Source organism: Corallococcus sp. AS-1-6 (genome assembly GCF_020037015.1).
Taxonomy (GTDB): domain Bacteria; phylum Myxococcota; class Myxococcia; order Myxococcales; family Myxococcaceae; genus Corallococcus.
Window position 1 is genome coordinate 297237 of record NZ_JAIQDE010000008.1, and the last position, 26147, is coordinate 323383.

Below are 26147 nucleotides of genomic sequence, written 5' to 3' on the forward strand. Positions count from 1 at the left end.
GTCGTCCCTCACCGCACCCGTTCGATGCGGTGCCGGCGGCCCTTGATGCGGCCCTCGGTCAGCCGCTGGAACGCGACCTTCACCACGCGCTTGGACACGGCGACGAAGGCGTGATGGTCATGGATCTCAATCTTGCCCACGTCCTCCGCCTTCAGCCCGCCCGCCTCGCCCGTCAGCGCGCCCAGGATGTCTCCGGGGCGCATCTTGTCCTTGCGCCCCGCGGAGATGGACAGCGTCTCCCAGCCGGAGATGAGCGACACGCCCGGCACGTTCTCCGGCACCAGCGCGTCCACGTCCCCCTTCTCCAGCTTCACGCCCGTCGTCGCCTCGATGTCCTCCACCTTGCGGCTGTCCGAGCGCGTCACCAGCGACAGCGCCAGCCCGCGACGGCCGGCGCGCCCCGTGCGGCCGATGCGATGCACGTACGCCTCCGGCTGCTGCGGCAGCTCGTAGTTCACCACCGCGTCCAGCGCCTCCACGTCGATGCCCCGGCCCGCCACGTCCGTCGCCACCAGCACGCGCGTGCTGTGGTTGCGGAACTTCGCCATCACCCGGTCCCGGTCGAACTGCTCCAGGTCGCCCTGCAACCCGTCCGCGCTCACGCCCGCCTGCACCAGCGCTCGCGTCAGCTCCACCACCACCGCCTTGAAGTTGCAGAACACGATGGCGGAGGCCGGCTGGTGCTGGCGCAGGAGCCGCAGCAGCAGGCCCTGCTTCTCCTCCGGTGTGCACGCGTACGCCACCTGCTGGATGTCCGGCGCGGACTCCTCCTGCGCCAGCGACACCCGCACGGGGTCCTTCTGGAACGCGCGGCTCAGCTTCTCGATGTCGTCCGGGAACGTCGCGGAGAAGAGCACCGTCTGCCGCTTCGAGGGCGTCGCCCCGAGCACCCGCTCCATGTCCTCCCGGAAGCCCATGTCCAGCATCCGGTCCGCCTCGTCCAGCACCACCGTGGCCAGGTGCCGCGTGTCCAGCACCTCGCGGTCCAGCAGGTCCATGATGCGGCCGGGCGTCCCCACGCCGATGTGCACGCCCTTCTCCAGCGCCTCCACCTGCGGCCGGATGGGCTGCCCGCCCGCGAGCGCCAGCACCTGCACGCCCGGCATCCGCCGCGCCAACCGGCGGATCTCCCCCGCAACCTGCGCGCACAGCTCGCGCGTGGGGCAGAGCACCAGCGCCTGGAGCCGCCGGTCCTGCGTGAGCTTCACCTTCTGCAGGATGGGCAGCGCGAACGCCGCCGTCTTCCCGCTGCCCGTGCGCGCCTGGCCCACCAGGTCCTTCCCCTGCAACAGCACGGGGATGCTCTGCGCCTGGATGGGGGTGGCGGTCTTGAACTCCAGCTCCTCCAGCACCTGGAGCAGCGGGGGTGACAGCGCGAGCGCGGAGAATTCCATCGGAGCCTCGGGGGACGGAGGCACGGGGCGCCTCGGGAGAACGCGCCCTTGTAGCAGCCTTCCCACGCCGGACAAGCCCGGCGCCCCCTACCCCGCCCAGCCCGCCACCTCGCTCGCCGCCGCCTGGGCCAGCTTCGCCGCGGCCGCCGGGTCCACGCGCGCCGTGACGAGCACGCCAATCACGGCCCCCAGGAGCAGCTCCACCCGGCGCGCCACCGTCTTGCGAGGCAGCACGCCCGCCTTGGCCGCGCCCTCCAGGGCCCGCGTCAGGTGGCCTCGCAGGAGCGCCCGGTAGTCCTCCACCGCCTGCTTCGCCTCCGCGTCATGCGGGCCCAGCTCCGTGGCCGTATTCACCAGCAGGCAGCCCCGCCGCGTCAGCGCTGGCGGCGCGGAGGCCATGGTCGCCGCGAGCGACTCGAAGTACTCCGTCACCTGCGCGAGTCCCGGCGCGTCCTTCGCGAAGACGCCCAGCCGGGGCCCGATGACCTCCTGGAGGTACAGCGCGATGGCCCGCGCGAACAGCCCGCGCTTGCTGTCGAACGTCTGGTACAGACTGGAGCGGTTCAGCCCCGTCGCGGCCTCCAGGTCCGACAGCGACGTCGCCTCGTAGCCGCGCGACCAGAACACCCCCAACGCCGCCCGCACCGCCTCTGTCTCGTCGAACGCCCGCGTCCGCGCCACGTCACCCTCCTTGACAATTCTGAACTGACCGTTTCAATATAAATTCAGAACTGACTGGTTCAGAATACCCAACCCCGGAGGGGGAGTCATCATGTCGCCACTGGCGCAGGTCTTCGCGGTCATCGCCGCGCTCATCCACGTGTTGTTCTTCGTGATGGAGAGCATCGTCTTCTCGCGGCCGAAGGTGTGGAGGCGCTTCGGGCTGAAGTCGCAGGCGGACGCGGACGTGGTGAAGCCGATGGCGCTGAACCAGGGCTTCTACAACCTGTTCCTCGCGGTGGGCGTGCTGGTGGGCGTGGCGCTGGTGCACACGGGCGCGGTGGCATCGGGCGTGGCGGCGGTGGTGTTCGGCTGCGCGTGCATGTTGCTGGCGGCGGTGGTGCTGGTGAGCAGCAACCGGAAGTTCTTCACGGCGAGCCTGGTCCAGGGCGCGCTGCCGGCGCTGGCCATCGCGCTCGTGGCCTTCTGATCGGCGTTCCGCTCAGGGCGTGGCGGTCTCGAAGACTTCGGCGTCCGGGAGGGTGAGGACGGCCCGGCCCGCTTCGCCCAGCTTCTCGCGAGGGATGTCTCGGAAGCGCTGCACGAAGGACGCGGCTGGGCGCAGCGTGAGGGACTGGCCGGTGTCGCGGTTGCGGAACGTGGTCGCGACATCCTCCGGCGAGGGCGCGGTCACCAGCGACAGGTTGAGTTTGCCCAGGCTTGCGCCGGTGGCCGCCGCCGCGCCGTCCGCGACGCAGGTGTATTGGACCTTCGCCGGGCTGTGGTGGATGACCTCCAGCTTGAAGCTGCCCCGGGGCAGGCCCAGTTGCCGGAGCGCGTAATCGCCCATCCGGTAGCCCGCGACCGCCCACGGCCCCGCGCCCCCATGCACCAGCGCCACCCGCTCCAGCGCGGACGGGGTCGCGGCGGGCTTCGCGCCCGCGCAGCCCAGGGTGAAGCCCAGCGTGACGGCGAGCAGGAGGTGGCGGCGCAGGGGCATGGGTGGCTCCGGTGAAAGACAGAGGAATCGCGTTCTACCTGGAAGCATCCGCCGCTGACGACTGACCGAGCGGGTGTGTCAGGGCCGGATGGCAGAGTCGCCGCCAACGCAATACCTCCTTTGGGACCGCCACGCGATGGCACGACCCGGGCAGGCTTGCGTCACAACCCGGGGGGAACATCCAGGTGACACAAGGCTTCAACCGAACGCACTACGTGCCCATCCTCAAGTTCATGCAGGGAGAGCGAGACGCCCTCGCGCAACTTGAGACCGCACAGCGCCAGCGGGTGACCCCGCTCTTCGAAATCCGTCCGCCCAAGCCCAAGCGCGCGAAAGACAGGAAGAAGACCCTCCGCATGGAAACGCTGGAGGAGCTGCTTGCCAAGGCGGGGCCCCATCTCGCGAAGGCCATCCCGGATGGCCGTGCCTTCATCGACGGACTTCACCTGACGCCCGCGCAGACAATGCCCTCCGGAGAGCATCCCCTGGCCTATGTCCTGGCAAAGGCCCGGGAGTCTGGAGTCGCACTCGTCCCTGTCACAGGCCCGGAACGCGACTCCGAGTACCTATCCACGGTCAGGGCCGCGGTCGAGGAAGACAAGCGAGGCGTATGCATCCGCGTTCGCAAGAATGAGCTGTTTGGGGACGACCTCGACGAGGCGCTTGCCTCGACCCTTCGAAAGGCAGGGGCCACTCGTGAATCCGCCGACCTGGTGCTGGACCTGGGCCCTATCGCTCCCGATGACGTGAGCGTGCTCTCGAAGAGTCTCCCGGGCGTCATCGGCGGTATCGATGGGCTGATGACCTATCGAACGCTGACCGTGGCTGCCGGCGCATTTCCGCGATCCATCAGCGACATCAAGCGGCCAACGAAGGTCCAGCGGGCCGACTGGCTCCTGTGGCGAATCCTGGCCGGGAAGGAGAAGCCGCTCGTGCGGGTGCCCACCTATGGCGACTACGCAATCCAGGGGGCGCAGCCTCCCTCAACCGATGCGGCACTCCACTCTGGAAGCCCCAACATCCGTTATACGGCGGACGACCACTGGCTCGTGGTGCGCGGCGGCGCCTTGAAGCGACTCGGCCATGAGCAATACGCCGCGCTGGCACAGTACCTGGTGGAACAGGAGTGCTACGCCGGGCGCACCTTCAGTCAGGGCGACGGCTACATCTTCGGGTGCGCCGGTGGCGCGGAGACGCCTGGAAACCCGGCCGTTTGGCGCAGGGTGGGAACAAACCATCACATCGCGAAGGTGCTGAAGCAGCTCACCAGTCTTCACGTGCCTTGAGCAGGCGGCGGACCTCCGAGCGCAGCGCTTCAGCAGGCAGCAATTCCACGAGGCGCTCGTACAACATCTTCTTCGGCTTGCTGCGCAGTCCCTTGGCGACTCCCCGTGACTCCAGGAGTTCCAGCGCCTCGTCGCGCCAGAGCAGCCGAACCATGGCTGACATCTGCTGCTGGGGATTGCGCCGCCCCTTTCGCAAGGGGCGCAGCCTGACTGAGCCGTCGTGCTGGGTCGTGGCCGTCTTGACGCCCCACCATGCGGGGATGAGTCCGAGGGCCTGTTGCACATGACGAGCGCCCACGACGAGCGTGGCCCGGTCGAGCACCGCGCTGTACGCCTCGACTTGACGCGGAAGTCGCTCCAGGGTGTCCCGCTCGCTCTTCAGCTCGTAGCCATGGAGTTCGCCGTTGATGACTGCCACGTCCACGAAGACCTGTCCGTGCTCCAAACCCAGTTCCTCACGGATGAGGGTTCCAGGGTCACTCGCGTGAGTGGCCTTGAGGCTCGCCGTGAGGGCCTGTCGCACGTCGAAGTCACGCATGGGGCGGCGGAGTCTACGGTTCAGGCACGGCGAACGCGACAGGTCAGAGCGCGTAGCCGACCATCAGGGACGCGGAGGCCCTGGGTACCAGCGCCGTGCCGGAGTCACGCTTCGCCAGGACGCCTCCGGCGGAGGCGCTCAGGAGCATCGACAGGCGGCTTCGCAGGTCCAGCCTCACGCCCCCGGTGACGAGCGCCAGCGGCTCCAGCCCGAAGCGTGCTTCTTCGTCCGGGATGCGCGACTGGAAGACGGCCAGTGCCCCGGCCTCCAGCGCGCCGCTGAACGTCCAGGCCCCGTGCTTCCAGTGCGGCCCCGCGCCCAGTCTCAGCTCCAGTTCCGTCTGCTGGAAGGACACCCTGCTGCCCGTCCCCCTCCGCACGGCGAACCCCAGGCCTGAGATGTCCACTCCGGTCAGCAGCCGCCCTTCGCGCACCAGGCGCACGTCCAGGCCCGCGAGTGACGACAGGCCCCCCACGATTCCCGACGTCAACGATGGCCCTACCGCGACCAGCAGCGCTGACTCCGCCCCACCCTTTCGCGCGAGCCGCATCCTCGCGGCCTGTTCCAGGGGCTCGCCTCCCACCGACACGGTCCCGTCGAGCGGCACCCTCACCGAGCGCTCCAGGTATCCGTCCTCCGCTCGGAGCAGCAGCCGGTACGCGCCGGGCGCCACGGCCAGCGTCGTGGGGCCCTCGCCCTTCTCCAGCTCCGCCACCAGCGTGCCGCTCTCCGACGCCAGGACGAGCCAACGGCCCGGGGCCTTCACGTCGAGCGTCAGCCGGCCTCTCGCGCGCTGGGGCTCGGAGAGGATCAACTCTCCACGACCACGCAGGTCCATGCGGAACGTGGGACGCTGCATGCCTCCCGGCGAGACGAGCGTGGACTCCAGCGTCCTCGCGTAGGCGTAGCGGTACGCCTCCTCCAGTGTGACGCGGCCATCTCGCGATGCATCGGCCGCTCCGCGCAGCCCTACGGACAGGTGGTGCGTGAAGAAGGAGCCCTGCAACGCATCCGACTCCTGCGCGTACTCATCCGCGCCAGACGCGCTGATGACGACCCGGCCCTCCAGCTCCGAGGCCTCCATCGTGACCGGCGTGGCCACCGGCCTCAGGCCCTTCAAGCGCGTGGCGATACCGGAGCGGCACGAGTCCAGGATGAGCAGCCCCACGCCCACCGGCGCGCCCTTGAGGAAGTCCACCAGCTCGCGCAGCGGCAGCTCGGTGCCGCGCAGGTGCAGGCTGCCGTCGCCCGCATGCGATGACACGTAGAGCAGGAGCCAGTCCCTCGGTGAGGCTTCCACGGCCAGCCTCGCCCTGAAGCGCGTCAGTGCCTCACGCAGCTTCGCGGCATCCGCGCCCAGCACCGTCATCGTGCGCTCAGGCGACACGGTGCCCACTTCCTGGAGCACCTCGCGCATCCGCTGCGCGTCCGTCTCCGCGAAGCGCAGGCGCTCCTCGCTGGCCAGGCCCTGGTTCTCTCCCACGATCAGCGCCCAACGTCGCGGCGCCTCCTCTGCGGCGGCGCCCGGAAGCGGGCCCAGCACCAGGAGCACCACCGCGAACACCCACCCGCCCAGGCCCAGCACGCGGCTCACGGCATGACCCTCAGCAGCGTGCGCGCCTGGGCCTTTCCGATGGCATCCGGTGTCGCCGCGTCCAGCGGACCCTGCCCCTTCCCGCGCGCCTCCGCGACACGCGACGTGAGCGCCTCGCGCGCCTGCTCCATGTCCAGCGGCGCATCCGAGAAGAACGCGTGCAACGCCACCGACCCTGGCGTCACCTCCAGCGCGGGGGACAACCGGACCTCCGCCCCTGGCTCCACCGTGCCGCTTGTCTGCCCTTCCCTCGGCCAGAGTGGCTCCACCGCGCCCGCTTCATCCACCGCGAGCACCAGCACGTTCCGGTACGGCCCCGTGCCCACCGCCAGCATCACCTGCGCTCCGGGCCTCGCGTCCCGCACCGGTTCGCCCCGGGCGGACAAGAGCCGCAGCGCCACCGCCCCCTTCAGCCGCACGCCCTCCTCCGCGCCTCGCGGCACGTAGACGACCAGCGCGAGCCCCACCGCCAGCGCCGTCACCAGCGGGACGCCCCAGCTCCACCAGGGCCTCGCGGACCGGGCTCGCTTCTCCTCCAACCTCGCCAGCACCGCCTTCGCTTGGGGCTGTGCCAGGCTCGACGCTCGCGCCTGCCGCATCCGCTCCGCGAGCGTCGCGCAGGCCGTGCAGGCGGCCACGTGCCGCTCCGCGCGCCCCGAGGCATCCAGCCCCGCCAGCCACTCATCCAACTCCAGCCGCGTCAGGTGCTCAGCCACGCTCCGCCTCCACCGCTTCCGGCAGCCGCCCCAGCTCCGCCGCCTTCTTCCGGATGGAGTCCAGGTCCCGGACGATGGTCTTCCGCGACACGTCCAGCATCCCGGCGATCTCCTCCTGCGTCAGCCCGTCGAAGAAGTGCAGCGTAGCCACCTCCAGCTCGCGCTCGCCCATCCGCCCCACGAGGTGCCGGATGAAGTCCGCGGCCTCCCACTGGGCAGGCGTGAGCGCCGCGGCCTCCGGCGCCTCCAGGAGCGCCGGCTCCCGGAGCTGGCGCGAGCGCAGCGCATTGAGGCACAGGTTGGTGGTGACGCGGTACACGTACGTCATCGGACGGGCCTCCCGTCGGAACCGCGCTCCGGCCGTCAACATGCGCTCGAAGACCTCCTGGACGATGTCCCAGGCGTCCGCATCGCGTCCCAGCAGCGCGAGCGCGCGACGGTGCACCACGGGCGCGAAGCGCTCGTAGAGCTCCCTGAGCTCCTCCGCACCGAGCCCGCTCGCCATCCGATGGGTCCGACCTTCCTTTTCGTCCTTGAGACACCCGGCCCCGGCGGCCTGGGACATCGCATCGCATCCGCGATGGGCTGTGGGATATTAGTCGCCCCCGGCGGCATGTCCCAGGCCCGCCGCACCGGGTGTCCCAACCGCCGTGAAACGACCCGTCCTCGCCACCCTCGTCGCGCTCCTGGGCGCCTGCTTCGACCCGCTCTACGAGGACCCGGACGCACTGGGCGAGGGGTCCTGGGCCGTCTGCTGCGTCCGCAACCAGGTGGACACCTGCCTCTGCGAGGCCCCCCACGGCTGTGACGTCGCCTTCCAGGCATGCGCGGCAGGCACCTGCACACCGTCGCTCCGGGAGAGCTGCGAGAGCATCCACGGCACCCAGGACGCCGGCGCGGGCTCCGACGCAGGCAGCCCCAGCGACGCGGGCACCACCACCGACGGAGGCGCCAGCACCGAAGACGGCGGCAGCCCCACCGACGCGGGCACTCCCACCGACGGCGGCACGGACGCGGGCACGCCGCCGGTGAACTACGAGCCGTGCTGCGACCCGCTCACCCACCGTGTCACCACCTGCCGCTGCGAGCCCACGGGCTGCTCCGGCGCGGCCTTCTCCCCCTGCGCGTCCGGCCGCTGCGCACCCAACGGGGAGTCATGCGGATAAGGTCTCCGGCGGGATGAAGGGCACCTTCCATTCGCTGCGCGGCTACAACTACCGGACGTGGGCGGCCGGGGCGCTCGTGTCCAACGTGGGCACGTGGATGCAGCGCACCGCCCAGGACTGGCTCGTCCTCACCCAGCTCACCCACAACAACGCCACCGCCGTGGGCGTGGTGATGGCGCTCCAGTTCGCGCCGCCGCTCCTGTTCCTCCCCCTGACGGGCTTCGCGGCGGACCACCTGGACCGGCGCAAGCTCCTGTTCGCGACGCAGGCGGCGCTCGGCGCCCTGGCGCTGGGCCTGGGGCTGCTCACGCTCTCCGGGCACATCCGGCTGTGGCACGTGGACGTGTTCGCGTTCCTCCTGGGGTGCGTCACCGCGTTCGACGCCCCCGCGCGCCAGACGTTCGTGTCGGAGCTCGTGGGCGAGGAGGACCTCGCCAACGCCGTGGCCCTCAACTCCACCTCGTTCCACGCCGCGCGCATGCTGGGCCCCGCCATCGCGGGGTTGCTCATCTCCGCCGTGGGCTCCGGGTGGATGTTCGTGCTCAACGCGGCCTCGTTCGGCGCCGTGCTCCTCTCGCTGAGCCTGCTCCGCGGGCACGAACTGCACGTGACGGACCGCGCGCCGCGCACGCGCGGGAGCCTGCTGGAGGGCTTCCGCTACGTCTGGAAGCGGCCCGACCTGGTGGCGGTGCTGACCATGTTCTTCCTCATCGGCACCTTCGGCCTCAACTTCCCCATCTTCATCTCCACCATGTCCGTGCGCGTCTTCGGAAAAGGCGCCAGCGGCTACGGGCTGCTCACGTCCGTGATGGCCCTCGGCTCGGTGACGGGCGCGCTGCTCTCCGCCCGGCGAGCCCACCCGCGCATCGGCCTGTTGGTGACGGGGGCCGCGGTCTTCGGAGCGGGGCTCACGCTCGCGGCGCTGATGCCGGCCTACGCCCTCTTCGGCGTGATGCTCGTCATCATCGGCGTGTCCGCGCAGACCTTCACCACCACCGCGAACAGCCTGGTGCAGTTGTCCACCGACCCGGCGATGCGCGGGCGCGTGCTCGCCATCCTCCTGGCCATCGCGCTGGGCGGCACGCCCCTGGGCGCCCCCATCGTCGGGTGGGTCGCGGACACGTTCGGTCCCCGCCAGGCGCTGGGCGTGGGCGCCGCGGCGGGCTTCGTCGCGGCGCTCATCGGCCTGCGCTACCGCGCGAAGGCGGCGGCTACTTCTTCTCCAGGATGACCGCGTAGAACTCGATGCCCACGCCCTGCCGGTCCTCCTCGGTGATGGCGTCGTCCGGCAGCCCCAGGAACCGGCTCACGGGCTGCACGCCCCCGGGGCCCGGCGTCCACGGCTTGCAGAGCTCCAGGTACTCCGGCAGGGAGAACAGCTCGAAGTGCTCCCCCATCTTCTGGAACATGCCCACGAACTGCTCCCACTGGGGCGTCGTCTTCGCGGGGTCCTTCGTCTCGAACGTGGTGAAGAGCCGGGAGCCCGGCGCGGCCCAGTCGTACAAGTCGCGGAAGAACTTCCGGTTCTCCTCCGCCTGGAGGAACACGGTGATGCCGTTGGCGCCCAGGGCCACCTTGCGCTCGCCGCCCAGGAAGTCGCGCACGTCCGGGCGCTCCAGGAAGGACTTCGCCTGGCGGATGTCGCACTCCAGGTAGCGCACGCGCGGGTCGTCCCCCAGGAGCACGCGCGCCTGCGCCATCGTCAGCGGGTTGATGTCCGAATAGAGCACCTTCACGTCCGGCGGCAGCACGCCGTGCACGTGGTCGTTGGTGGGCAGGCCGGACGCGAAGTCCACCCAGTGCGTGAAGCCCTCCGTGGACAGCCGCTTCGCCGCGGCCTGGAGGCACCCGCGCAGCATCCGCACCCACTTCCGCGTGGAGGGCAGCAGCGAGAACATGTACTCCGCCGCCTGCCGGTCCGCCTCGAAGTTGTGGGTGCCGCCCAGCGTGTAGTCGTAGATGCGTGCCGCGTCGGGAACCTGGGGATTCACGCCCGGCACGCGGGCCAGCTCGTTCACATCCATGGTCGTCGCTCCATCGGTTCGGGCCCCCCACCCGCGGCGTGCGACTGCCTCTGTCGACGGGTGAGCCTGCTGCCCGGGCATTGTGCCGGTCCGCTCGCGCGGATGCACACTTCCTACGGAGCGACGCCCGCGACCTGGCGCAGCAATTCCAGCGGCCCCAGCGCGGCGACCGCGTCGAACTGCTCGGGCGTGCGCACCAGCAGCGACCCGGCGAAGCCCAGCGCGTTGACGTTGACGCCCAGGGCCTCCGCGCGGCTCCGGGGCACCAGCAGCATCCAGTCCCGGGTGACGAGCAGGTTGTACGGCGCCGTCTCCGCCAGGCCCAGCGCGTCCCGCAGCAGCCGGTACGCCGCCAGCATCCGCGCGCCCTGCCCCGGCGCGCCCCACGGCCCCAGGCCCGCCAGCAGGTGCGCGAACGGCAGCGAGTCCGCGGCCACCACGCGGCCCGGCCCCGGCAGTGGGGGCAACAGCGCCTCCACCGGCGCGCGCAGGCGGTCCGGCCCCAGCGGCGGCACCAGTTGCAGGTGCTTGTGGCGCTGGCTGGCGCCGGCCGTCTCCCCCGCGTTGTAGAAGGCCAGCCCGTCCAGCCCCTCCAGGCACGTGGAGAGCGCGTCGAAGTCCGCGAGCGTCAGGAGCGCGTCCTGCGGCTCGAAGGCCCGCGTCACCAGGAGCAGGTGGTGCTCCACGACGTTGAACTTGTTGAGCAGGCACACGTGCGCGGGCGCCACGGCCCCCAGCACCAGGTCCGGCTCCGGGTCCGCGAACGGGTTGAACGGCTCCGTGCCCGTCGCGGGCGGACGCTTGCGCTCCTTGAGCGCCACCCGTCCCAGCACGCGCACCTGGAACGCCGTGCCCGCGACCGGCACCGTGCGCGCCTCCGTGGCGATGGGCTGGAGCGCTCCGGTCTCCAGCGCGTGGCGGGTGACGTCCAGCGTGCGGGGCCACAGGGCGGCGGGCGTCAGCGGTGCGGCGTTCACGGGCGGGCTCCTGGCGCGGGGCCTCCCAGTCTGTGCCCTCCGCCGCCCCGAGCGTCAACCCGCCTCCGGAAGGGGAGCGCTCCGGATGTCCGCCTCAGCGCGGAGGGCGGAAGACGTACTGGTACACCTGCGGCTCGCTGCCGGGCGGGTACTGGGCGTCCATGAAGGCCACGCGCGCGCTGTGGGTGATGAGCACGTCCTGGAGGCTGTCGTAGAGCACCACCACGTTCGTGGCCTTCCCGGTGGGGTCCAGGTCCACGCGCACCTTCAGGTTGCCCTTGAGGTCCGGCTTCTCCATCAGGTGCTCCAGGTACAGCGCCACCAGCCCCAGCGACACCCGGTCGTAGATCTGCTCCACCGTGCCCTTCGCGGGCGAGGCGGGCAGGTGCAGCTTCCGGCTCAACTGCGCGGCCTCCTCCGCCGCCTCGGGCACCGGCCGCTCCGGAGCGGCGAGCGCCGCGCGGTACGCGGGCACGGCCTCGAAGTAGCGCTCCTGCTTGAGGAGCAGCCGCGCCCGCCGCACCTGGATGTCCGCGCGCTCCGGGGCCACCGCCGCCGCCTGCTCCAACCGCGCCTCGGTGCCGGCCGCGTCCTGCTTCGCCTCCGCCAGCGTCGCCAGCCGCAGGAGCGGTTCGGGGTCCCTGGGCGTCGCCGCGGCCAGGCGCACCAGGGCCTTCGCCTCGTCGTCCGGCCGGTCGAGCTCCACGTTGAGCTTCACCCACGAGGCGAGCACCGCGGCGTCCGCGCCCCCGAGCGTCGCGTAGCGCTCCAGCATCTTCGCCGCCTGCGCCTTGTCGCCCGCGGCGAGCCACGCCTCCGCCTGACGCCGGTGCGCCTCGCGGTCATGGGGCTGGAGCGCGACGAGCAGCGCCCCGGCCTCCGCGCCCGCCTTCGCGTCCCCGGCCTCGCGGGCCAGCCGCGACAGCACCTGGAGCGCCTCCGGCTGCTCGGGCCAGTCCTTCACCGAGCGCACCAGCAGCGCGCGCGCCTCCGCCGCGCCCCCCGGACGGCCCGCCAGCAGCAGCGCCAGGTCCGTGCGGAAGCGCGGGATGTCCAGCTTCGCCAGCGCCTCGCGCAGCCGGGCCTCCGCCTCCGCGGGCCGGCCCTCCGCCTGGAGCCGCAGGCCGTCCACCCAGAGCGCGGGCGCGAAGCCGGGCACCGCCTTGCGCGCGGTCTCCAGCGGCGCGGCCGCGTCCTTCAACATGCCCCAGCGCACGTAGACGAGCCCCATCCCCACGTGCGGCCACGGGTTCTCCGGGTACACCACCGCCAGCGCCTTGAACTCGCTGAAGCTCTCGTCCGAGGGCAGCGCGAGGAAGGCCCGGTACACCCGGGGCATGGGGTCCTTGGGCGCCTTCGCCTGCAACGCGTCCAGCTCCGTGCGCAGCGTGCTGGGGCTGCCCTGGACGCGCGCCGTGTCCACCCGCTGGAGCATCGCCATGCCGTCCGCGGCGGGCGCGGGCACCGGGCGGGCGCCCAGCGCCGGGAGCGCGCACAGCACGGACAGGAGCAGGCACGTCAGGACACGGGACGTCATCAGGGCCAGGGGGAAGCCGGGGGGCGCCCGGACGCTACCAGATGGGCGCGCCCCGCGAGGGCTGGGAGTGTTTACGCACCTTGCGTGAATTGCGGAGCTACACGCGATGTTTCACGGGCGCCGGGACGGGTGGAATGGCCCTGGAGGCCGAGCTCGCTTTCGGGCGTTGGACGCCACCCGGGCGGTAGGTCTTGACCAGGACACGCGGTGGCGTGCGGAATGGCCCCCATGGCCACCGCCGAGAAACTCGTATTCCCGACCATCGTCGAAGGACTCTTCGTCCGGGGACTTTCCGGGAAGGTGCCCTTCGCCCTCAAGGAGCAGTTGCGCAAGGAGGGGTTGGACCTGGACCGGCCCCTGCAGCCCGCGTACTCGCTGGACACGTGGACGCGCTGCGTGGCGCTGACGGCGAAGACGCTGCACCCGGAGCAGCCGGACGCGGTGGCGTGGCGGATGCTCGGCGAGCGGATGATCGACGGCTACCGCGACACGATGGTGGGCCGGGCGCTGTTGGGCGTGCTGCGGCTCATCGGGCCCAAGCGGATGCTGCTGCGCACGCAGCACAGCTTCCGCACCGGCAACAACTACACCGAGGTGCGCATCACGGAGCGCGGCGAGCGCGAGGCGGACCTGTGGCTCAACGAGCCCGGCCTGCTGCGCTACTTCAAGCAGGGCGTGATGCTGGCCACGGTGCGCGCCGCCAGCGGCCCGGCCACGCAGGTGGATGTGGTCCAGTTCGACGACGACAGCGTCACGTACCGCGTGTCCTGGGGCGCTCCGGGCTCCTGAGTCACCGGCGTCCCCCTGCTCGCGGATCCGCGACCCCGGGGCCCCTTGCCCGCACCGGGCCCCTTCTGCCAGCGTGAGGGCCTGCGCGCGGCGTCCGGGCCGTGAACGGCCGCGCGAAGAGGGGGATTCATCCAAATGCCGTCGAGCAAGCGCGCCAACCTGCCGCGCTGGAACGGTCAACAGCAGGGGTTCTTCGAAATCTGGTTCCTGGTGGTGCTCGACCCGGGCGGAGACCGCGCCTGGTGGTTGCGCTACACCCTGTTCACGCCCGCGCCGGGCAGCGGCGGCGAGCCTCGCGCCACGCTGTGGGCGGCGGCGTTCGACTGCGCGTCCCAGGACCGGCCCGCGGTGGCGCTCAAGGCCATCCATCCGGCCTCCGCGTTCACCGCGCTGCCGGACGGCGGCGTGCGCATCGCGGACTCGGAGCTGAGGCCCGGCCACGTCCACGGCCAGGTGAAGAGCGGCGGGCACGCCATCGCGTGGGACCTGCGCTTCCAGGGCGGTCACCCGGAGCCGGTGCGCCGCGAGCCGCGAGGCACCGCGCTGCTGCCCCTGCCCACGCACGTGGCCCACGTGCACGACGACGTCCTCTTCGAGGGCACGGTGACGGTGGACGGCGAACGCATCGACGTGAAGGGCGCGCCCGGCCTGCAGAAGCACCTGTGGGGCCACCGGCGGCTGGAGGAGCTGACGTGGCTGTACTGCCCGCGCTTCGCCGAGGACCCGGACGCGCGGCTGGAGATCATGGCGGTGCGCGCGCGGCGCAAGCGGGGCCACCCCCAGCTCTCGCCCATCTACCTGCGCACGCGAGACGCCGAGCACACGTTCCACGAGATGCCCCACGTGCTGCTGTCGCGCGTGACGTCGCCCGCGTCCGGGGAGCTGTCCTTCCGCGCCGCGTCCGCCACCGTGGCCCTGGAGGGCCGCGCGTGGTGCGACCCGCGCACGCTGGCGGGCTACGCGTACCGCGACCCCCAGGGCTGGGACGTGCTGGTGGCCCAGAGCGACGTGGCCCGCTGTGAAGTCCAGCTCTTCTCCCGGCCCCACCCCTTCGCGGCGTGGAAGCCCACCGCGAAGCTGACCTCCGCCGTGGGCGCGCTGGAGTTCCATGCCCCGGAGCCGATGCCGGGCGTGCGCTACATCCCCTGGGACGGCACCGCGCTCGAAGCGGAGCCAGCGCCCGGCGGCGAGACCGCGCGGGGGACGGGCTGACGCCGGGCCGCCCGCCTCCGCCTTCCGGGGGGGAGGGGCTGGTGGGACGGGGCCCGGGGCATCGCCCGGGTCCCGGGGGAAGAGGCTGCCTCCGCCTGTGGATGGGGACGGCCGTGGCCACCCTCTGGGGTGACGGCCCGCCGCTCCCCCGAGACCCATGCACCGACTGTGGAGACACCTCCAGTCGCTCCTCCGGGTGGAGCCCGGAAGACCGGCCCTGTGGGCGGGCATCCGGGCCGCCGTCGCCACCGCCCTGCCCCTGTGTCTGTCCTTCCTGCTCACCGTGCCCGAGGCCGGCTGGGCGGGCCTGACGGGGCTGCTCGTCACGCTCGCGGACAAGGGCGGCTCCTACCACGTGCGAGCACGCGTGATGGGCGTGGTGACGGTGCTGGGGGCGCTGGTCGGCCTGCTCGCCGCGCCCGCGGGCCACACGTACCAGGTGGACGCCACGCTGCTCTTCCTGGGGGTCACGGCGGCGAACTTCGCGCGCTGCTACGGCGAGACCGCGGGCTCCGTGGGAGGGCAGCTCGCCGTCATCTTCGTCGTGTCGCTGGGCGCGCCCACCTCCTCGCCGCGAGAGGCGCTGCTGCGAGGCGCGGCGCTGCTGCTGGGGGGCCTGTGGGCGATGACGCTCTCCCTGCTGCTGTGGCCGCTCAGGCCCTACCGCCCCGCGCGCAGGGCGGTGGCACGCGTGTACGCGGGGCTCGCGCTCGCGGCGGAGGAGCTGGGGAGGGCCACGCGGGACGGCGCCTCGCCCGAGGAATGGGCGGCGGGGCTGAAGCGCCACGCGAGGCTGCGCCCGGACGTCGAACATGCGCGGGACGTGCTCGCGGCCACGCGGCGCGGGAGGCCGGACGAGTCCGAGCGCGGCGAGCACCTGCTGGTGCTGGTGGAGTTGGTGGAGCCCATGGTGGCGCTGCTCAGCGCGCTGGCGGAGGCGATGCAGGTGGTGGGGCGCGACCCGCACATGCACGCCACGCGCGAGCGCGTCGTCAAGCTGTGCGAGGCCTTTGGGGCGATGGACCAATGGGTGGCGCGGGCGCTGCGGCAGGAGCGCAACGAGGGCATGCGCGAGCCGCCCCGGCTGGCGCTGAGGCCCCGCCGCCGGCAGCCCGCGAGGATGGCCGCGCCGCCGGTGCGTCAGGGCGCGGAGGGGCCGCTGTCCACGCACGTCGCCACGCTGCTGGACCGGCTGCGAGAGCACGCGGGTGTGGCGCACGAGACGGCGTCGGGCCTGCTCTTCGGAGACCCGGTGTCGGCGCGAGGCAGGGGCCGGGTGGGCGGCCCCAGGCAGGCGCCGGGCTTCTCGCTCTGGCAGCCGGTGCGCGACCACCTGCACCCGGACTCGGTGGTGCTGCGGCACGCGCTGCGCACGGGCATGGTGGCCACGGCGGCGCTGGGGCTGACGCGGGCCTTGCAGGTGGGCGACGCGCACTGGGTGAGCCTGGTGGTCATCTCCATCCTCCAGCCCTACGCGGGCAGCACGGAGGAGCGCGTGCTCCAGCGCACGCTGGGGACGCTGATGGGCGCGAGCCTGGCGGCGCTCATCGCGACCCTGGTGCACACGCCGCCCATGATGGTGGCCGTCATCAGCGCGCTGACGGCCATCTCCGTGGCGCTGCTGCCGCTGAACTTCGGCGCGTTCCAGGTCCTGCTCACGCCGGACTACCTCTTGATGGCCACGCTCAGCTCCGGGGACTGGACGGTGGCGTCGCAGCGCTCGCTGGGCGTGCTCATCGCGGGGGCGCTGGCGCTGGTGGGCGCCTGGACGCTGTGGCCCAGCCCGGAGCGCCGCCGCTTCCCGGACGCGGCGGCCTCCGCCCTGCGCGCGGACGGGAAGTACCTGCAACAACTGGCCACGCACCGCAGCGGCACGGAGCCCGCGGTGAACGAGGAGCGCCGCCGCCTGGACCAGGCGCTGCTGGAGGCGGAGTCGTCCTTCCAGCGGCTGATGACGGAGTACCGGGGCCCGCCCGGCCACCTGGAGCCGGGCATGGCGCTGCTCACCTACGCGCGCAGGTTCGCGCTGGCGGTGACGGCGCTGGGCACGGGGCGCTTCGAGGGAAGGACGACGTCCGTCCTGCCGCAGCAACTGGCGCAGCGGGCCAGCGACAGCCTGGAGCTGCTCGCCCGCGCGTTGCAGGAGCGGCGCGAGCCCCCGCCCCTGCCGGCCCTGGCGCTGCCGCGCACGAGCGATGACCCGGTGCTGGGCGCGCTCCTGGAGCGCGTGCCCCGGCAACTGGGCATCCTGCACGGCGCGGTGGCGCGGATCAGCGAGGATCCGTCGCTGCGCTGACGGCCTTGGGCGCGGCGCAGGCGGCCTGGTAGTCCTGGAGCTTGCGCTGGAAACGTTCCCGTTCCTGCGCGGGCCATTCCCCGGGCAGCAGCTCCACGGCCTTCAGCGCCGCGAGGTTCTGCTCGATTTTGAGCGGAGATCGCGGCGCGACCTCGTCCCCCAGCGCAAGGTCCCAGAGCCCCGTCGAAGGGAGGCCCCCTTCGATTGGACGTCCTCCATCGCGGACAGCAGATGGCCATGACTCGCGGGCAGGGTCGGGACGCCCCTGTGCCGGACGAATGAGGCCTCCATGCGCAAACCGTGATGACGCGAGGGTGCGTCATCTGGGAAGAGACATCATCCGGAACGCACCTGGAGCCGTCGCCTTGAAAGACATCCCAAACGACTCGACCCCAGGATGGCCCAGGCTCGCGGCGTGGGCGTCGTGGGTCCTGCTGCTCGTCGCCGCATCGGCCTGCGCGACCCGTGCTCCCTCCCGGCGGGATACCTCCTGGGCGTCGCACTTCACCGAAGCGGCCGAGCGCATCGAGGCGCGGGCCCGCGTGGTGGGCCTGACCCGGCTGCACGACGTGCGCGCGGAGCAGGCGGAGCTGCGTGCCTGGATGGAGGCGCTGTCGAAGGAGATGGCGCTGGGCGGCCCCGAGGCGCAGGGGCCCGGGCACTACGCGCTCGGGTGCGGGGCGCGCGCGCTGGGCCGGGACGCGGAGGCACGGACGCACCTGGAGGCCGCCTGGAACGCGGGCTTCCGCGAGCCTCACGTGGCGTGGGCCCGGGCCCTGGCCTTGAGCGAGCACTACCGCGTGCTGCGGCTGGCTGCGATTGCCACGCCGGACGTGGATGAGCGCAAGGTGCGGGAAGAGGACGCCGAGCGCCAGTACCGGGAGCCGGTGCTCACGCTGCTGCGACAGGCGGCGGGGGCGGAGGTTCCGTCGGCGGACTTCGGCGCGGCGCTCATCGCGTTGCATGAGGGCCGCCTGGACGCGGCGCTCGCGCTCCTGGAGTCCGTGGGCACCCGGCACCCGTGGTTCGTGGAAGCGCGGCTGCTGCGCGCGGACGTGTTCCTGCTGCGCTCCGCCCAACGCTGGCACAAGGACGACAAGGTCCATGCCCGCGAGGACCTGATGGCCGGACGCCAGACGCTCCAGGAGGCCGCGTCCACCGCGGAGAGCTTCGCCCCGGCCTCCCTGGCGCGGGCGCGCTTCGAGACCGCCGCGATGAACCTCACCCGTCCCGACTTCTCCGGCACCGTGCTGCTCTTGACCGGTGGAGACCCCGGCCCGGCGAAGTGGGGGGTCGAGGCATTGGACCTGGCGGCCCGGGTGGATCCCGGCAACGCCGGGTTCGCCTGCGAGAAGGCGCGCTTCCTCAACACGGTGGCGGAGCGCCCGGACCGCGACGAGCCCTTCCCAGGAGCCCTGCTCCAGCATGCCATCCAGGCCGCGAAACACGTCCTGGAGCTGGAGCCGGCGAGCACGTGTGGCCGCGCGGAGTGGAGCCGGGCGTTGGTGCAGGAGGCGGAGGAGGCCCTGAGGAAGAACACCGCTGGGGGCAAGCAGCTCAAGGAGGCCCTGGAGTTGCTGGAGACCACGCCACCTCCCGCACGGGATTTCGCGTACCACCTCCTGCGAGCCCGGCTCCTGCGTGCCTGGATGGACACCCTCCTCCTGGTGGGGAGGATCAACGACGCATCTCCTGGCTGGGAGCGCAGGGAGCAGGCCATCGAAGCCTACCGGAGCGCGCTGGCGCTCGAGGCGCGCATCCCCACGTACTGGGTCCGGCTGGGGGAGCTGCTCCTGGCCCGGGGGATGGATCCGGCGACGAAGGACGCCCTCGCGGACCTGGCGCAGGCGGAAGCGGCCTGGGAGAAGTCCGTCAGGGTCAACACGCGAGCCCCCGAGGTGTGGCTCCTGGAGGCGCGCATCCGCGTGGCGCAGGCCCAGCGGCACCGGGCCCGGGGGCAAGAGGCCGGACCGAACCTGGAGAAGGCCGTGGCCTACCTCGACTCCGAGTACTTCCGGCAGAAACGCAATCCCTCCCTGCAACATGAGCTGGGACGGCTCCTGCTGGAACAGGCGAAGGAGGCCTGGGAGCACGGAGGCGATCCCAGCGCGCTGCTCGACAAGGCGGAGGCGGTCCAGGCCCAGGCGACGGCGCTGGCGCCCTACCTGAACCTGGGAAGGTTCGGGCAGGCGGAGGTCATCGTGACGCGAGCGGAGTACGCCTGGCGCCGGGGAGCGGATCCCACCGGAGAGGCGGCCCGGGCGGAGGCGCTCTACCTCCAGACACGTCCCTCCTTCCAGGCGCAGAAAGATGAGCGATTCGTGGGCCTCGGGAAGACGGTCCACCTCCAGGCGCGCCACCTGCTGGAGCAGGGCCGTGATCCGGAGCCCCTCCTCATGCGCCCGCACGGCGAGAACGACGGGATATCGTGGCTCGGCCGTGACCGCGTCGTGCATCATCGGGCCATCGGCGAGTCCTTGGGTCTACGGGCCCGCCATTCGGCACGCACGAATCCGCGGAAGGCGGAGGAGCAGTTCAGCGGCGCGGAGCAGAACTACGCGGAGGCCCTCAAGTTGGAGCCCTCGAATCAGGAGATCCGGTTGGAGGAGGGCCACCTGTTCCGGGAGTGGGCAGTCGCGCGCAAGGCGGCGAAGCAGGATCCAGGGCCCCTCCTGTCGAAGGGACTCGCGCTGGCGGACGCGTTGCTCGAGGAGCGTCCGAACTGGCCCGACGCCCTCTTGCTGCGCGCGGCGCTCCTGCGCACGAAGGACCCGGGCTCGGTCCAGGCCCGCGCGGACCGGGACGCCGCGCTGAAGGCCAATGCCAACCTCGCGCCCGGGTGGCTGCGTCTGTTCCCGGAGGACCCGCCACTCAAGCCGTGAGCGCGAGGCTGGAATGGCTCCGGGGCAAAACCCGTGTCGTCGTCAAACTGCATCCCCTGGAATGAAACCTGTTCCGGAACACCTGGAGCCGTCCGCTTGAAAGACTCCCAGAACGACGCGACCTCGGGCTGGTCCAGGCGCGCGGTGTTGGCCTCACAGGTCCTGCTGCTCGTCGCGGCCTCGGCCTGCGCGTCGACCCACCGCTCCCAGCAAGACACCGCCTGGGCCTCGCACTTCACCTTCGAGGCCGAGCGCATCGAGGCGCGGGCCCGCGCGGTGGACCTGACCCGGGTGCACGACGCGCGCGCGGAGCAGGCGGAGCTGCGCGGCTGGATGATGAAGCTGTCCAAGGAGATGGCCCTCGGAGGTGCCGGGGCCCAGGGGCCCGGACACGCCGCGCTCGGGCGGGGGGCACTGGCCCTGGGCGACCTGGACGCGGCCATCAAGCACCTGGAGACCGCGTGGAGCGCGGGCTTCCGTGAGCCCTCCGTGGCGTGGGTCCGGGCCCTGGCGCTCAGCCAGCGCTACCGCGAGCAGCGCATCACGGCGTTGACGGTGCTGGATCCGGATGAGCGGCGGGTGCGCGAGCAGGACACGGAACGTCAGTACCGCGAGCCGGTGCTCGCCCTGCTTCGTCAGGCCCGGGAGAAGGAGGCCCCGTCGGCGAACCTCCTCGCGGCGCTCGTCGCCTTTCATGAGGGCAGGCTGGACGCGGCGGCGGCCCTGCTGGAGCCCCTGGCCGCCTCGCATCCCTGGTTCGTCGAGGCGCCGCTGCTGCGCGCGGACGTGCTGCTGCTCCGCGCCGCCCAGTTGTGGGAGGAAGGCCAGGAGGGCGCGGCCCGGGCGCGACTGGAGCACGGCCGCAAGTCCCTGGATGCCGCCAGGAGCACGGCGGAGAGCCGGATGCAGGCCCACCTGGCGCAGGTCCGGTTCGAATCCGCCGTCATCGCCTTCATCCCTACGGATCCGCCCGGCACCATGCCCTCCTACGACCGCGAGGAGCGGGTGCCCGGCGTCATGGCCTTTGACGGCCCCGAGGGCCTGGGGCCCGCGGGCCGTGCCTTCAGCGCACTGGACGCGGCGTCCCGGATCAACCCTGCCGCCTCCGGCCCTGCCTGTGAGCGGCTGCGACTGCTGAATGCCCTGGTGGAGCATCCCCTGCTCCAGGAGGCCTTCAGCGGCTACCTGACCCAGCACCCGCAGGAAATCGCGGACGTGATGCTGGCCCGGGACTCCACGAACCGCTGCGTCGGGATGGAACGGATCCGGACCCTGGTGTTCCAGCAGGAGAAGGCGAGGCAGGCCCGCTCCGGCTCATTGGAGCCCGCGGAGGAGGACCTGTTGAACGCCGTTCCCCCGGCCGAACGGGACCTCGCGTTCCACCTGCTGCACGCCCGGCTCCTGGAGCACTGGGCGGCGGTCGAAAACGGATGGGGAGGCCCCCGGGTCGGGGACCGGCACGGCGCGCACCGGGACCAGGCGCTCGACGTCTGGCGGACCGTCCTCGCGCGCGAACCCCGTGTCTCCACGTACTGGATCCGGTTCGGGGAGCTCCTCGTGGAGCGGGGCATGGACCCGTTGACGGTGGACGGGGCAGCGGACCTGGACCTGGCGGAGCAGGCCTGGACCAAGGTGCGCTCCCTCGAAACGAAGGCGCATGGGGTGTGGCTCTTGGGAGCCCATGTCCAGATGGCGAAGGCGCTGAGCCACCGCGCCCGGGGCGAGGACGCCGGTAGCACATGGAAGACCGCCGAGGCCCGCCTTCGCGACGGCCTCACCGCGCATCCGCGTGAATCGTCCCTGCATCACGTTCTGGGCCAGGTCTTCCTGGAGCAGGCGAAGGAGCGATGGGCGCGCGGAGGCGATCCCACCCGGTTGCTCGATGCCGCGGAGGCGGCGCAGGCAGAAGCCACGACGCTGGACTCCGGGCATGGCCCGGGGAAGCGGGCGCAGGCGGACATCCATGCGCTCCGAGCGGAGTACGCCTTGTGGCGAGGGGAGGATCCTTCCAGCCACGTGGACAGGGCCGAGGCCTTCTATCTCCAAGCCATGCCCGAGGGCCCCACGAACGCGGAGGCCATCATGGGCCTCATGCGGGCGCTTCAACTCCAGGCGCGCTTCCTGCTGGAGCAGGGGCAGGATCCGCAGCCCACCTTCGACCGCGCGGCGAAGTCCATCGACCTGCTCGCCCGGCTTGCCTTGTTCAGGCGCCCCCAATACCTGCGAATCGCGGGCGAGGACTCTCTCTTGATGGCCCGGTGGACGGCCCGGACGGATCCACATGAGGCGCAGAAGCACTTCGACGCCGCGGAGGCGAACCTCACCAAGGCCCTGGAGCACGCGCCCCGGAGTCAGGAGGTCCGTCTGGCCCTGGGCGAGTTGAACCGGTACCGGGCCGTGGCGAGGAAGGCCGCCGGACAGGACGCGGAGTCCTTGCTGGCAAAGGGCCTCACGCTGGTGGACGCGTTGCTCAAGGAGCGCCCGAACTGGCCGGAGGCCCTGCTGCTGCGCGCGGCGCTCCTGCGCACGAAGGACCCGGGCTCGGCCCAGGCCCGCGCCGACCGGGACGCCGCGCTGAAGGCCAATGCCAACCTCGCGCCTGGATGGATGCGTCAGTTCCCGGAGGACCAGCCCAAGGCGCCTTGAGCGCGGGAGTTCAGGGAGCCGCTGGCGCGGAAGGCGTGCAGGCGGCCTGGTAGTCCTGGAGCCTGGCCTGGAAACGCATCTTCTCGGGCGCGGGCCACTCCGCGGGCATCAGCTCCACGGCCTTGCGCTGCTCCGCCAGCGCCTCGGTGCACTGCTTCAGCCCGAAGTGCGCGGCGGCGGCGGTCTCCAGCACGTAGGGGTTGGGGTGCTCGCCCAGCGAGGAGCGGCGGATGACGGGACGCAGCGCCATCAGCGCGGCGGCGTGCTGGCCCGACTGGATGCGCTGCCAGGCCATCTCCGTGGCGGTCCACCAGAATCCAGGCGACAGCGCGTAGGCCCGCTCCAGCGCGCCGGGATAATCCAGATCCGCCGGTGCATGGACGGCGAGCTGCGCGGCCAGGTTGGTCCAGGCCGACGGACTCCGGGGAGACCAGGCCACCCGCAGCCGGGCCCACTGCAGCTTCTGCTCCGTGGACAACTCCAGTGCGCGGCTGCTGCCGTACTGGAGGTTGAAGTTGACGGAGTACGGACTGCTCATCGGATGTCCCGCCAGCATCCACGGCGTGTACCGGTGCACGGAGAGCTGCGCGATGAGGCGCGCCGCATATTGGTTCGGCCCATCCTCGATGACCTGACAGGCATGCAGGCGCCCATCCACCTCCAGCCGGCAATCGAGGACGATCACCGCGAACTGGGCACCGCGGCGCTTCACACCGCCCTCCAGGGGGTGCACCACCTCGCCCGCCACCTTGACCGGCCCCCGCACCTCCTCCTTCAAGAACACGCAGGCCTTCTCGTAGTCGGCATCACACGCGGCCCGCAGGTCCTCCAATGCGCGGCGAAGCACGTCGTCGGAGGGATTCCCTTTCAGGACCTGGAGGACCTCTTCGAAGACACGAGGAGCCTGATCCGGCTCCAGCTCCAGGGAAGCAGCCTCCAAGGAAGACGCCTTGGGGGTGAAGTACCCGAGGTTCGTGGCCTGGGCGACACGGCGTTCATAAGAGCTGGGGTCGTCCAGGTAGGCATGCATGGCCAATGACAAATGACCATGACTCGCCGTGGGTGGGGGAAGACCGGAATGGCCACAACCCGTTGAAAGGCAAAGCAGGAAAAGGACCAGCAGACGCCAGGACATGGCGGCGCACTGTAGCGCAATGCTTCAGGGAGTCGCGGGAGCCGCCACGGACGTCGTGGCCGCGACCAGGTTCCCCGTGCCGTCCCTGGCCAGCCCATACAGCTTGATTGTGCCTGTCACGACGGGCAGGCGCACCCGCCACGTACCCGGAGTGCTCCCCTTCCGGGACTCCAGCACCGTCACGCGGTCGCGCTCCGCCCGGGTTGGCGCGCCCCGGAAGTTGTAGGCGAAGGAGACCTCCAGCGAAGTGGCGGACGTGACGTCGAAGGCCACGGTCGCCCAGTCTTGCTCCAGGCCCAGGACCTCCAGGCGCACCGGAACAGGCAACGCCGGCGCCGGCTTCACGCCCGTGTATGCCTCTCGCACCGCGTGCCACGCCGGCCGTCTGGACGTACCGGACAGCATCCCCAGCCACAGGCCTCCGTGGTCCAGCGCCGCGCTGTAGTTGAAGACGAACAATCCCAGACACCGCCCTGCCTGGACATGCGGCGCCAGCGCGTTGCGCCAGCCGTCCACGATGACGTCGTACTTCTCCCCGTCACCTGGCTCCTGCGGCACACCGCGAGCGTCCTTCGGGACCTCCCATTCGCCCTGCGCACCGAACTCGGTGATGAACCAGGGCTTGCGCCCACCGGCCTGCTTCACCGCGTCCGCCAGCGCGTGGATGCCCCGGCCGTAGACATTCAGGCCATACGCATCCAGCGAGGGGACGTACTTCTCCCAGAGCGGGATGCCCAGCGTCCATGCATCCACGGACAGCACCGGGTGCCCGGCGTCCGCCCTCTTCACGGCGCGGACGACCTTCTCCAGGAAGCGCGCGTAGGCGACCTTCGACGGCTCATCCGGCGAGTTGAGGATGACCTCGTTGCCCACGCCCCAGGCGAGCACCGCCGGGTGGTCCTTGAAGCGGCGCACCTGCGCGACCGTGGCCTGGAGCTGCGCCTCACGGCCCCTGGCGTCGCGCACGTAGTCAAAGGCGTCGTCATTCTCCATACCCGGGCGGCCCGGCCGCAGCCAAAGCCCGACGAGCACGCGCAGGCCATGCTTCTGCGCGGCATCGAGCAGCGCGGCCGTCTCATCCCCGGTGCCCCAGGTGCGCAGCGTGTTGACGCCCAGGGCCTTGAGCTGCTCGCAATCCCTGTCGAAGTTCGCGGGCCCGCCCGTGCCACTGAAGGTAACGCCCTTCGCCACATAGGGCTGTCCATCCACCTCCAACTTCCAGCCCTCCCCTGCCTTCACGATGGCGGTGCGAGCCTCCACGTCCCACGTGGGCAGGAGGAGCGCGATCAACAGCAGCACACCAGCGGCGACGGGGCGGGCAGTAGCCATGACAGGGAGTCTAGAAGTGATCTCAGAATTGCCTCAAGAGGATGAGGATGCAGCCGAGATGGAGGAAGCCGAGGAAGTTCTCCAGCCTCACCTCGTAGCGAGTCACGAGGCGACGGAAGTTCTGGAGCCAGGCGAAGAGTCGCTCCACCTTCCAACGCGGTCGGTACCGGCGGAGCTCACGCCCGTCCTGCGTCTTCGTCTTGCGCCCGCGGCGGTGCGGGGCAATCAGCTTCACTCCGCGCTCGCGCCACAGTCGCTCGTCGAGCTTGTCGGCGTCGTAGGCCTTGTCTCCGATGAGCCTCTCGGGAAGCTCGTCGAGGAGGCTTTCGTCGAGGGTGGCCTCGAGGAATTTGGTTTCAGGGGGAGAAGCGCTTGCCGCGCCAATGGCGAGAGGAAGACCAGCGCCGTCTGCATCTGCCATGACCTTCGCCCCCTTGCCCCGCTTCGTCTTCCCGACGCAGGGGCCCCCCTTTTTCGCCGAGGCGAAGAACGCATCGACGAAGCCTTCCTCCAGGTCAAAGCCTCCGCGATCCTTGAGGTCCAGGGCCAAGGCACGCAGGACCGCCCGGAAGGTGCCGTCCTTCCCCCATCCCTGAAGCCAGCGGTGGACCGTCTTGTAGGGCGGGTACTTCCCCCTCGGCAGTTCGCTCCACTGCGCACCGGTCCGCAGAATCCACAGGATGCCGTCCCACAGCGCCCGCGAGGGCGTAGGCGTTCGCCCGGGCCGGTCCTCCCGCTTCAACCTCCGCGCGGGGAGGAGCGGCTCAATCAGGCTCCACTGTTCATTCGTCAGGTCCACCCGTCAGCTTCGAACATGGCCATCCCCACCATGTCGATCAGCGGCCCGGCCTGCGCCCTCAAGCCTGCCCGCTCAATTCTGAGATCGGCTCTAGTACCACCTGATCAGATTCGTGAGGGGCCGCGCGGCAGGTTCGAGTCGTCGACGAGCCTGCGGCAGAGGGGGCA

22 protein-coding genes are annotated in these 26147 nt (G+C 71.4%); 9 read left to right on the top strand and 13 right to left on the bottom strand.

What is annotated here, in order from left to right; genetic code table 11:
- Nucleotides 1-8: 8 nt before the first annotated feature.
- A complete protein-coding gene (gene dbpA / locus K8612_RS14215) occupies nt 9-1394 on the bottom strand; it encodes an ATP-dependent RNA helicase DbpA (protein WP_223762638.1) in 1386 nt (461 codons plus the stop codon).
- A gap of 87 nt (nt 1395-1481) precedes the next feature.
- Entirely contained in the window at nt 1482-2075 is a 594-nt protein-coding gene (locus K8612_RS14220; protein ID WP_223762639.1) for a TetR/AcrR family transcriptional regulator, read from the bottom strand.
- A gap of 91 nt (nt 2076-2166) precedes the next feature.
- Between K8612_RS14220 and K8612_RS14225 the strand changes: the two genes are divergently transcribed.
- Nucleotides 2167-2544, top strand: a complete 378-nt coding sequence (locus K8612_RS14225; protein ID WP_223762640.1) for a DUF1304 domain-containing protein — start codon at nt 2167-2169, stop codon at nt 2542-2544.
- Between the two features lie 12 nt (nt 2545-2556).
- On the opposite strand, the gene K8612_RS14230 is transcribed toward K8612_RS14225, so the two are convergent.
- Nucleotides 2557-3054 carry an FmdE family protein gene (locus K8612_RS14230; RefSeq protein WP_223762641.1) on the bottom strand — a complete coding sequence of 166 codons (498 nt, stop codon included), beginning with the start codon at nt 3052-3054 and terminating at the stop codon, nt 2557-2559.
- Nucleotides 3055-3269: 215 nt separating this feature from the next.
- On the opposite strand from K8612_RS14230, the gene K8612_RS14235 reads away from it, so the two are divergent.
- Nucleotides 3270-4340: a beta family protein gene (locus K8612_RS14235; protein ID WP_223762642.1), complete on the top strand. Its 1071-nt coding sequence runs from the start codon at nt 3270-3272 to the stop codon at nt 4338-4340.
- Here K8612_RS14235 and K8612_RS14240 read toward each other — a convergent pair.
- Genes K8612_RS14240 through K8612_RS14255 form a run of 4 tightly spaced genes read right to left on the bottom strand, consistent with a single transcriptional unit; the run spans nt 4318 to nt 7693 of the window.
- Nucleotides 4318-4878: a sce7726 family protein gene (locus K8612_RS14240; RefSeq protein ID WP_223762643.1), complete on the bottom strand. Its 561-nt coding sequence runs from the start codon at nt 4876-4878 to the stop codon at nt 4318-4320. The genes K8612_RS14235 and K8612_RS14240 overlap by 23 nt on opposite strands.
- Before the next feature lie 43 nt (nt 4879-4921).
- Nucleotides 4922-6472 carry a caspase family protein gene (locus K8612_RS14245; protein ID WP_223762644.1) on the bottom strand — a complete coding sequence of 517 codons (1551 nt, stop codon included), beginning with the start codon at nt 6470-6472 and terminating at the stop codon, nt 4922-4924.
- On the bottom strand, nt 6469-7188 hold the full coding sequence (locus K8612_RS39545) for a hypothetical protein (protein WP_223762645.1): 720 nt from the start codon (nt 7186-7188) through the stop codon (nt 6469-6471). The genes K8612_RS14245 and K8612_RS39545 overlap by 4 nt, the downstream gene beginning before the upstream one ends.
- Entirely contained in the window at nt 7181-7693 is a 513-nt protein-coding gene (locus tag K8612_RS14255; RefSeq protein WP_223742882.1) for a sigma-70 family RNA polymerase sigma factor, read from the bottom strand. Before K8612_RS14255 ends, K8612_RS39545 begins: the two co-directional genes overlap by 8 nt.
- 145 nt (nt 7694-7838) lie before the next feature.
- On the opposite strand from K8612_RS14255, the gene K8612_RS14260 reads away from it, so the two are divergent.
- Nucleotides 7839-8354, top strand: a complete 516-nt coding sequence (locus K8612_RS14260) for a hypothetical protein (RefSeq protein WP_223762646.1) — start codon at nt 7839-7841, stop codon at nt 8352-8354.
- Nucleotides 8355-8367: 13 nt separating this feature from the next.
- Complete coding sequence (locus K8612_RS14265; RefSeq protein ID WP_223762647.1) at nt 8368-9585, top strand: MFS transporter; 1218 nt, start codon at nt 8368-8370, stop codon at nt 9583-9585.
- Here K8612_RS14265 and K8612_RS14270 read toward each other — a convergent pair.
- The 3 genes from K8612_RS14270 to K8612_RS14280 form a co-directional block, all read right to left on the bottom strand.
- The gene (locus K8612_RS14270) at nt 9566-10378 is read right to left on the bottom strand and encodes an SAM-dependent methyltransferase (RefSeq protein ID WP_223762648.1); all 813 of its coding nucleotides are present in this window, start codon (nt 10376-10378) and stop codon (nt 9566-9568) included. The genes K8612_RS14265 and K8612_RS14270 overlap by 20 nt on opposite strands.
- Nucleotides 10379-10491: 113 nt before the next feature.
- The gene (locus K8612_RS14275; protein ID WP_223762649.1) at nt 10492-11355 is read right to left on the bottom strand and encodes an ATP adenylyltransferase; all 864 of its coding nucleotides are present in this window, start codon (nt 11353-11355) and stop codon (nt 10492-10494) included.
- A gap of 94 nt (nt 11356-11449) precedes the next feature.
- Entirely contained in the window at nt 11450-12892 is a 1443-nt protein-coding gene (locus K8612_RS14280) for a hypothetical protein (protein ID WP_223762650.1), read from the bottom strand.
- A gap of 228 nt (nt 12893-13120) precedes the next feature.
- Between K8612_RS14280 and K8612_RS14285 the strand changes: the two genes are divergently transcribed.
- From K8612_RS14285 to K8612_RS14305, 5 genes are all read left to right on the top strand, one after another.
- Entirely contained in the window at nt 13121-13681 is a 561-nt protein-coding gene (locus tag K8612_RS14285) for a DUF2378 family protein (protein WP_223742876.1), read from the top strand.
- Nucleotides 13682-13816: 135 nt separating this feature from the next.
- Nucleotides 13817-14893 (top strand): hypothetical protein, encoded by a 1077-nt coding sequence (locus tag K8612_RS14290; RefSeq protein ID WP_223762651.1) that lies wholly within the window; start codon nt 13817-13819, stop codon nt 14891-14893.
- 157 nt (nt 14894-15050) lie between these two features.
- Entirely contained in the window at nt 15051-17189 is a 2139-nt protein-coding gene (locus K8612_RS39235; RefSeq protein WP_306799651.1) for an FUSC family protein, read from the top strand.
- Nucleotides 17190-17554: 365 nt separating this feature from the next.
- The gene (locus K8612_RS14300) at nt 17555-20071 is read left to right on the top strand and encodes a hypothetical protein (protein WP_223762652.1); all 2517 of its coding nucleotides are present in this window, start codon (nt 17555-17557) and stop codon (nt 20069-20071) included.
- A gap of 96 nt (nt 20072-20167) precedes the next feature.
- Nucleotides 20168-22717, top strand: coding sequence for a hypothetical protein (locus K8612_RS14305; RefSeq protein ID WP_223762653.1), 2550 nt, complete (start codon nt 20168-20170; stop codon nt 22715-22717).
- A gap of 10 nt (nt 22718-22727) precedes the next feature.
- Here the strand turns inward: K8612_RS14305 and K8612_RS14310 are convergent, their stop codons facing one another.
- The 3 genes from K8612_RS14310 to K8612_RS14320 all read right to left on the bottom strand — a co-directional run bounded on the left by K8612_RS14310 (nt 22728) and on the right by K8612_RS14320 (nt 25980).
- The gene (locus K8612_RS14310) at nt 22728-23657 is read right to left on the bottom strand and encodes a hypothetical protein (protein WP_223762654.1); all 930 of its coding nucleotides are present in this window, start codon (nt 23655-23657) and stop codon (nt 22728-22730) included.
- Between the two features lie 219 nt (nt 23658-23876).
- Entirely contained in the window at nt 23877-25181 is a 1305-nt protein-coding gene (locus tag K8612_RS14315; RefSeq protein ID WP_223762655.1) for a glycoside hydrolase family 2 TIM barrel-domain containing protein, read from the bottom strand.
- Nucleotides 25182-25203: 22 nt separating this feature from the next.
- The gene (locus tag K8612_RS14320; protein ID WP_223762656.1) at nt 25204-25980 is read right to left on the bottom strand and encodes an IS5 family transposase; all 777 of its coding nucleotides are present in this window, start codon (nt 25978-25980) and stop codon (nt 25204-25206) included.
- Between the last annotated feature and the right edge of the window lie 167 nt (nt 25981-26147).

Bases quoted from the DNA above. Each gene is read 5' to 3' on its own strand.
- K8612_RS14230 (WP_223762641.1), bottom strand. From the start codon at position 3,054: ATGCCCCTGCGCCGCCACCTCCTGCTCGCCGTCACGCTGGGCTTCACC.
- K8612_RS14240 (WP_223762643.1), bottom strand. From the start codon at position 4,878: ATGCGTGACTTCGACGTGCGACAGGCCCTCACGGCGAGCCTCAAGGCC.
- dbpA (WP_223762638.1), bottom strand. From the start codon at position 1,394: ATGGAATTCTCCGCGCTCGCGCTGTCACCCCCGCTGCTCCAGGTGCTG.
- K8612_RS14225 (WP_223762640.1), top strand. From the start codon at position 2,167: ATGTCGCCACTGGCGCAGGTCTTCGCGGTCATCGCCGCGCTCATCCAC.
- K8612_RS14290 (WP_223762651.1), top strand. From the start codon at position 13,817: ATGCCGTCGAGCAAGCGCGCCAACCTGCCGCGCTGGAACGGTCAACAG.
- K8612_RS14315 (WP_223762655.1), bottom strand. From the start codon at position 25,181: ATGGCTACTGCCCGCCCCGTCGCCGCTGGTGTGCTGCTGTTGATCGCG.
- K8612_RS14280 (WP_223762650.1), bottom strand. From the start codon at position 12,892: ATGACGTCCCGTGTCCTGACGTGCCTGCTCCTGTCCGTGCTGTGCGCG.
- K8612_RS14270 (WP_223762648.1), bottom strand. From the start codon at position 10,378: ATGGATGTGAACGAGCTGGCCCGCGTGCCGGGCGTGAATCCCCAGGTT.
- K8612_RS14285 (WP_223742876.1), top strand. From the start codon at position 13,121: ATGGCCACCGCCGAGAAACTCGTATTCCCGACCATCGTCGAAGGACTC.
- K8612_RS14255 (WP_223742882.1), bottom strand. From the start codon at position 7,693: ATGGCGAGCGGGCTCGGTGCGGAGGAGCTCAGGGAGCTCTACGAGCGC.
- K8612_RS39235 (WP_306799651.1), top strand. From the start codon at position 15,051: ATGCACCGACTGTGGAGACACCTCCAGTCGCTCCTCCGGGTGGAGCCC.
- K8612_RS14265 (WP_223762647.1), top strand. From the start codon at position 8,368: ATGAAGGGCACCTTCCATTCGCTGCGCGGCTACAACTACCGGACGTGG.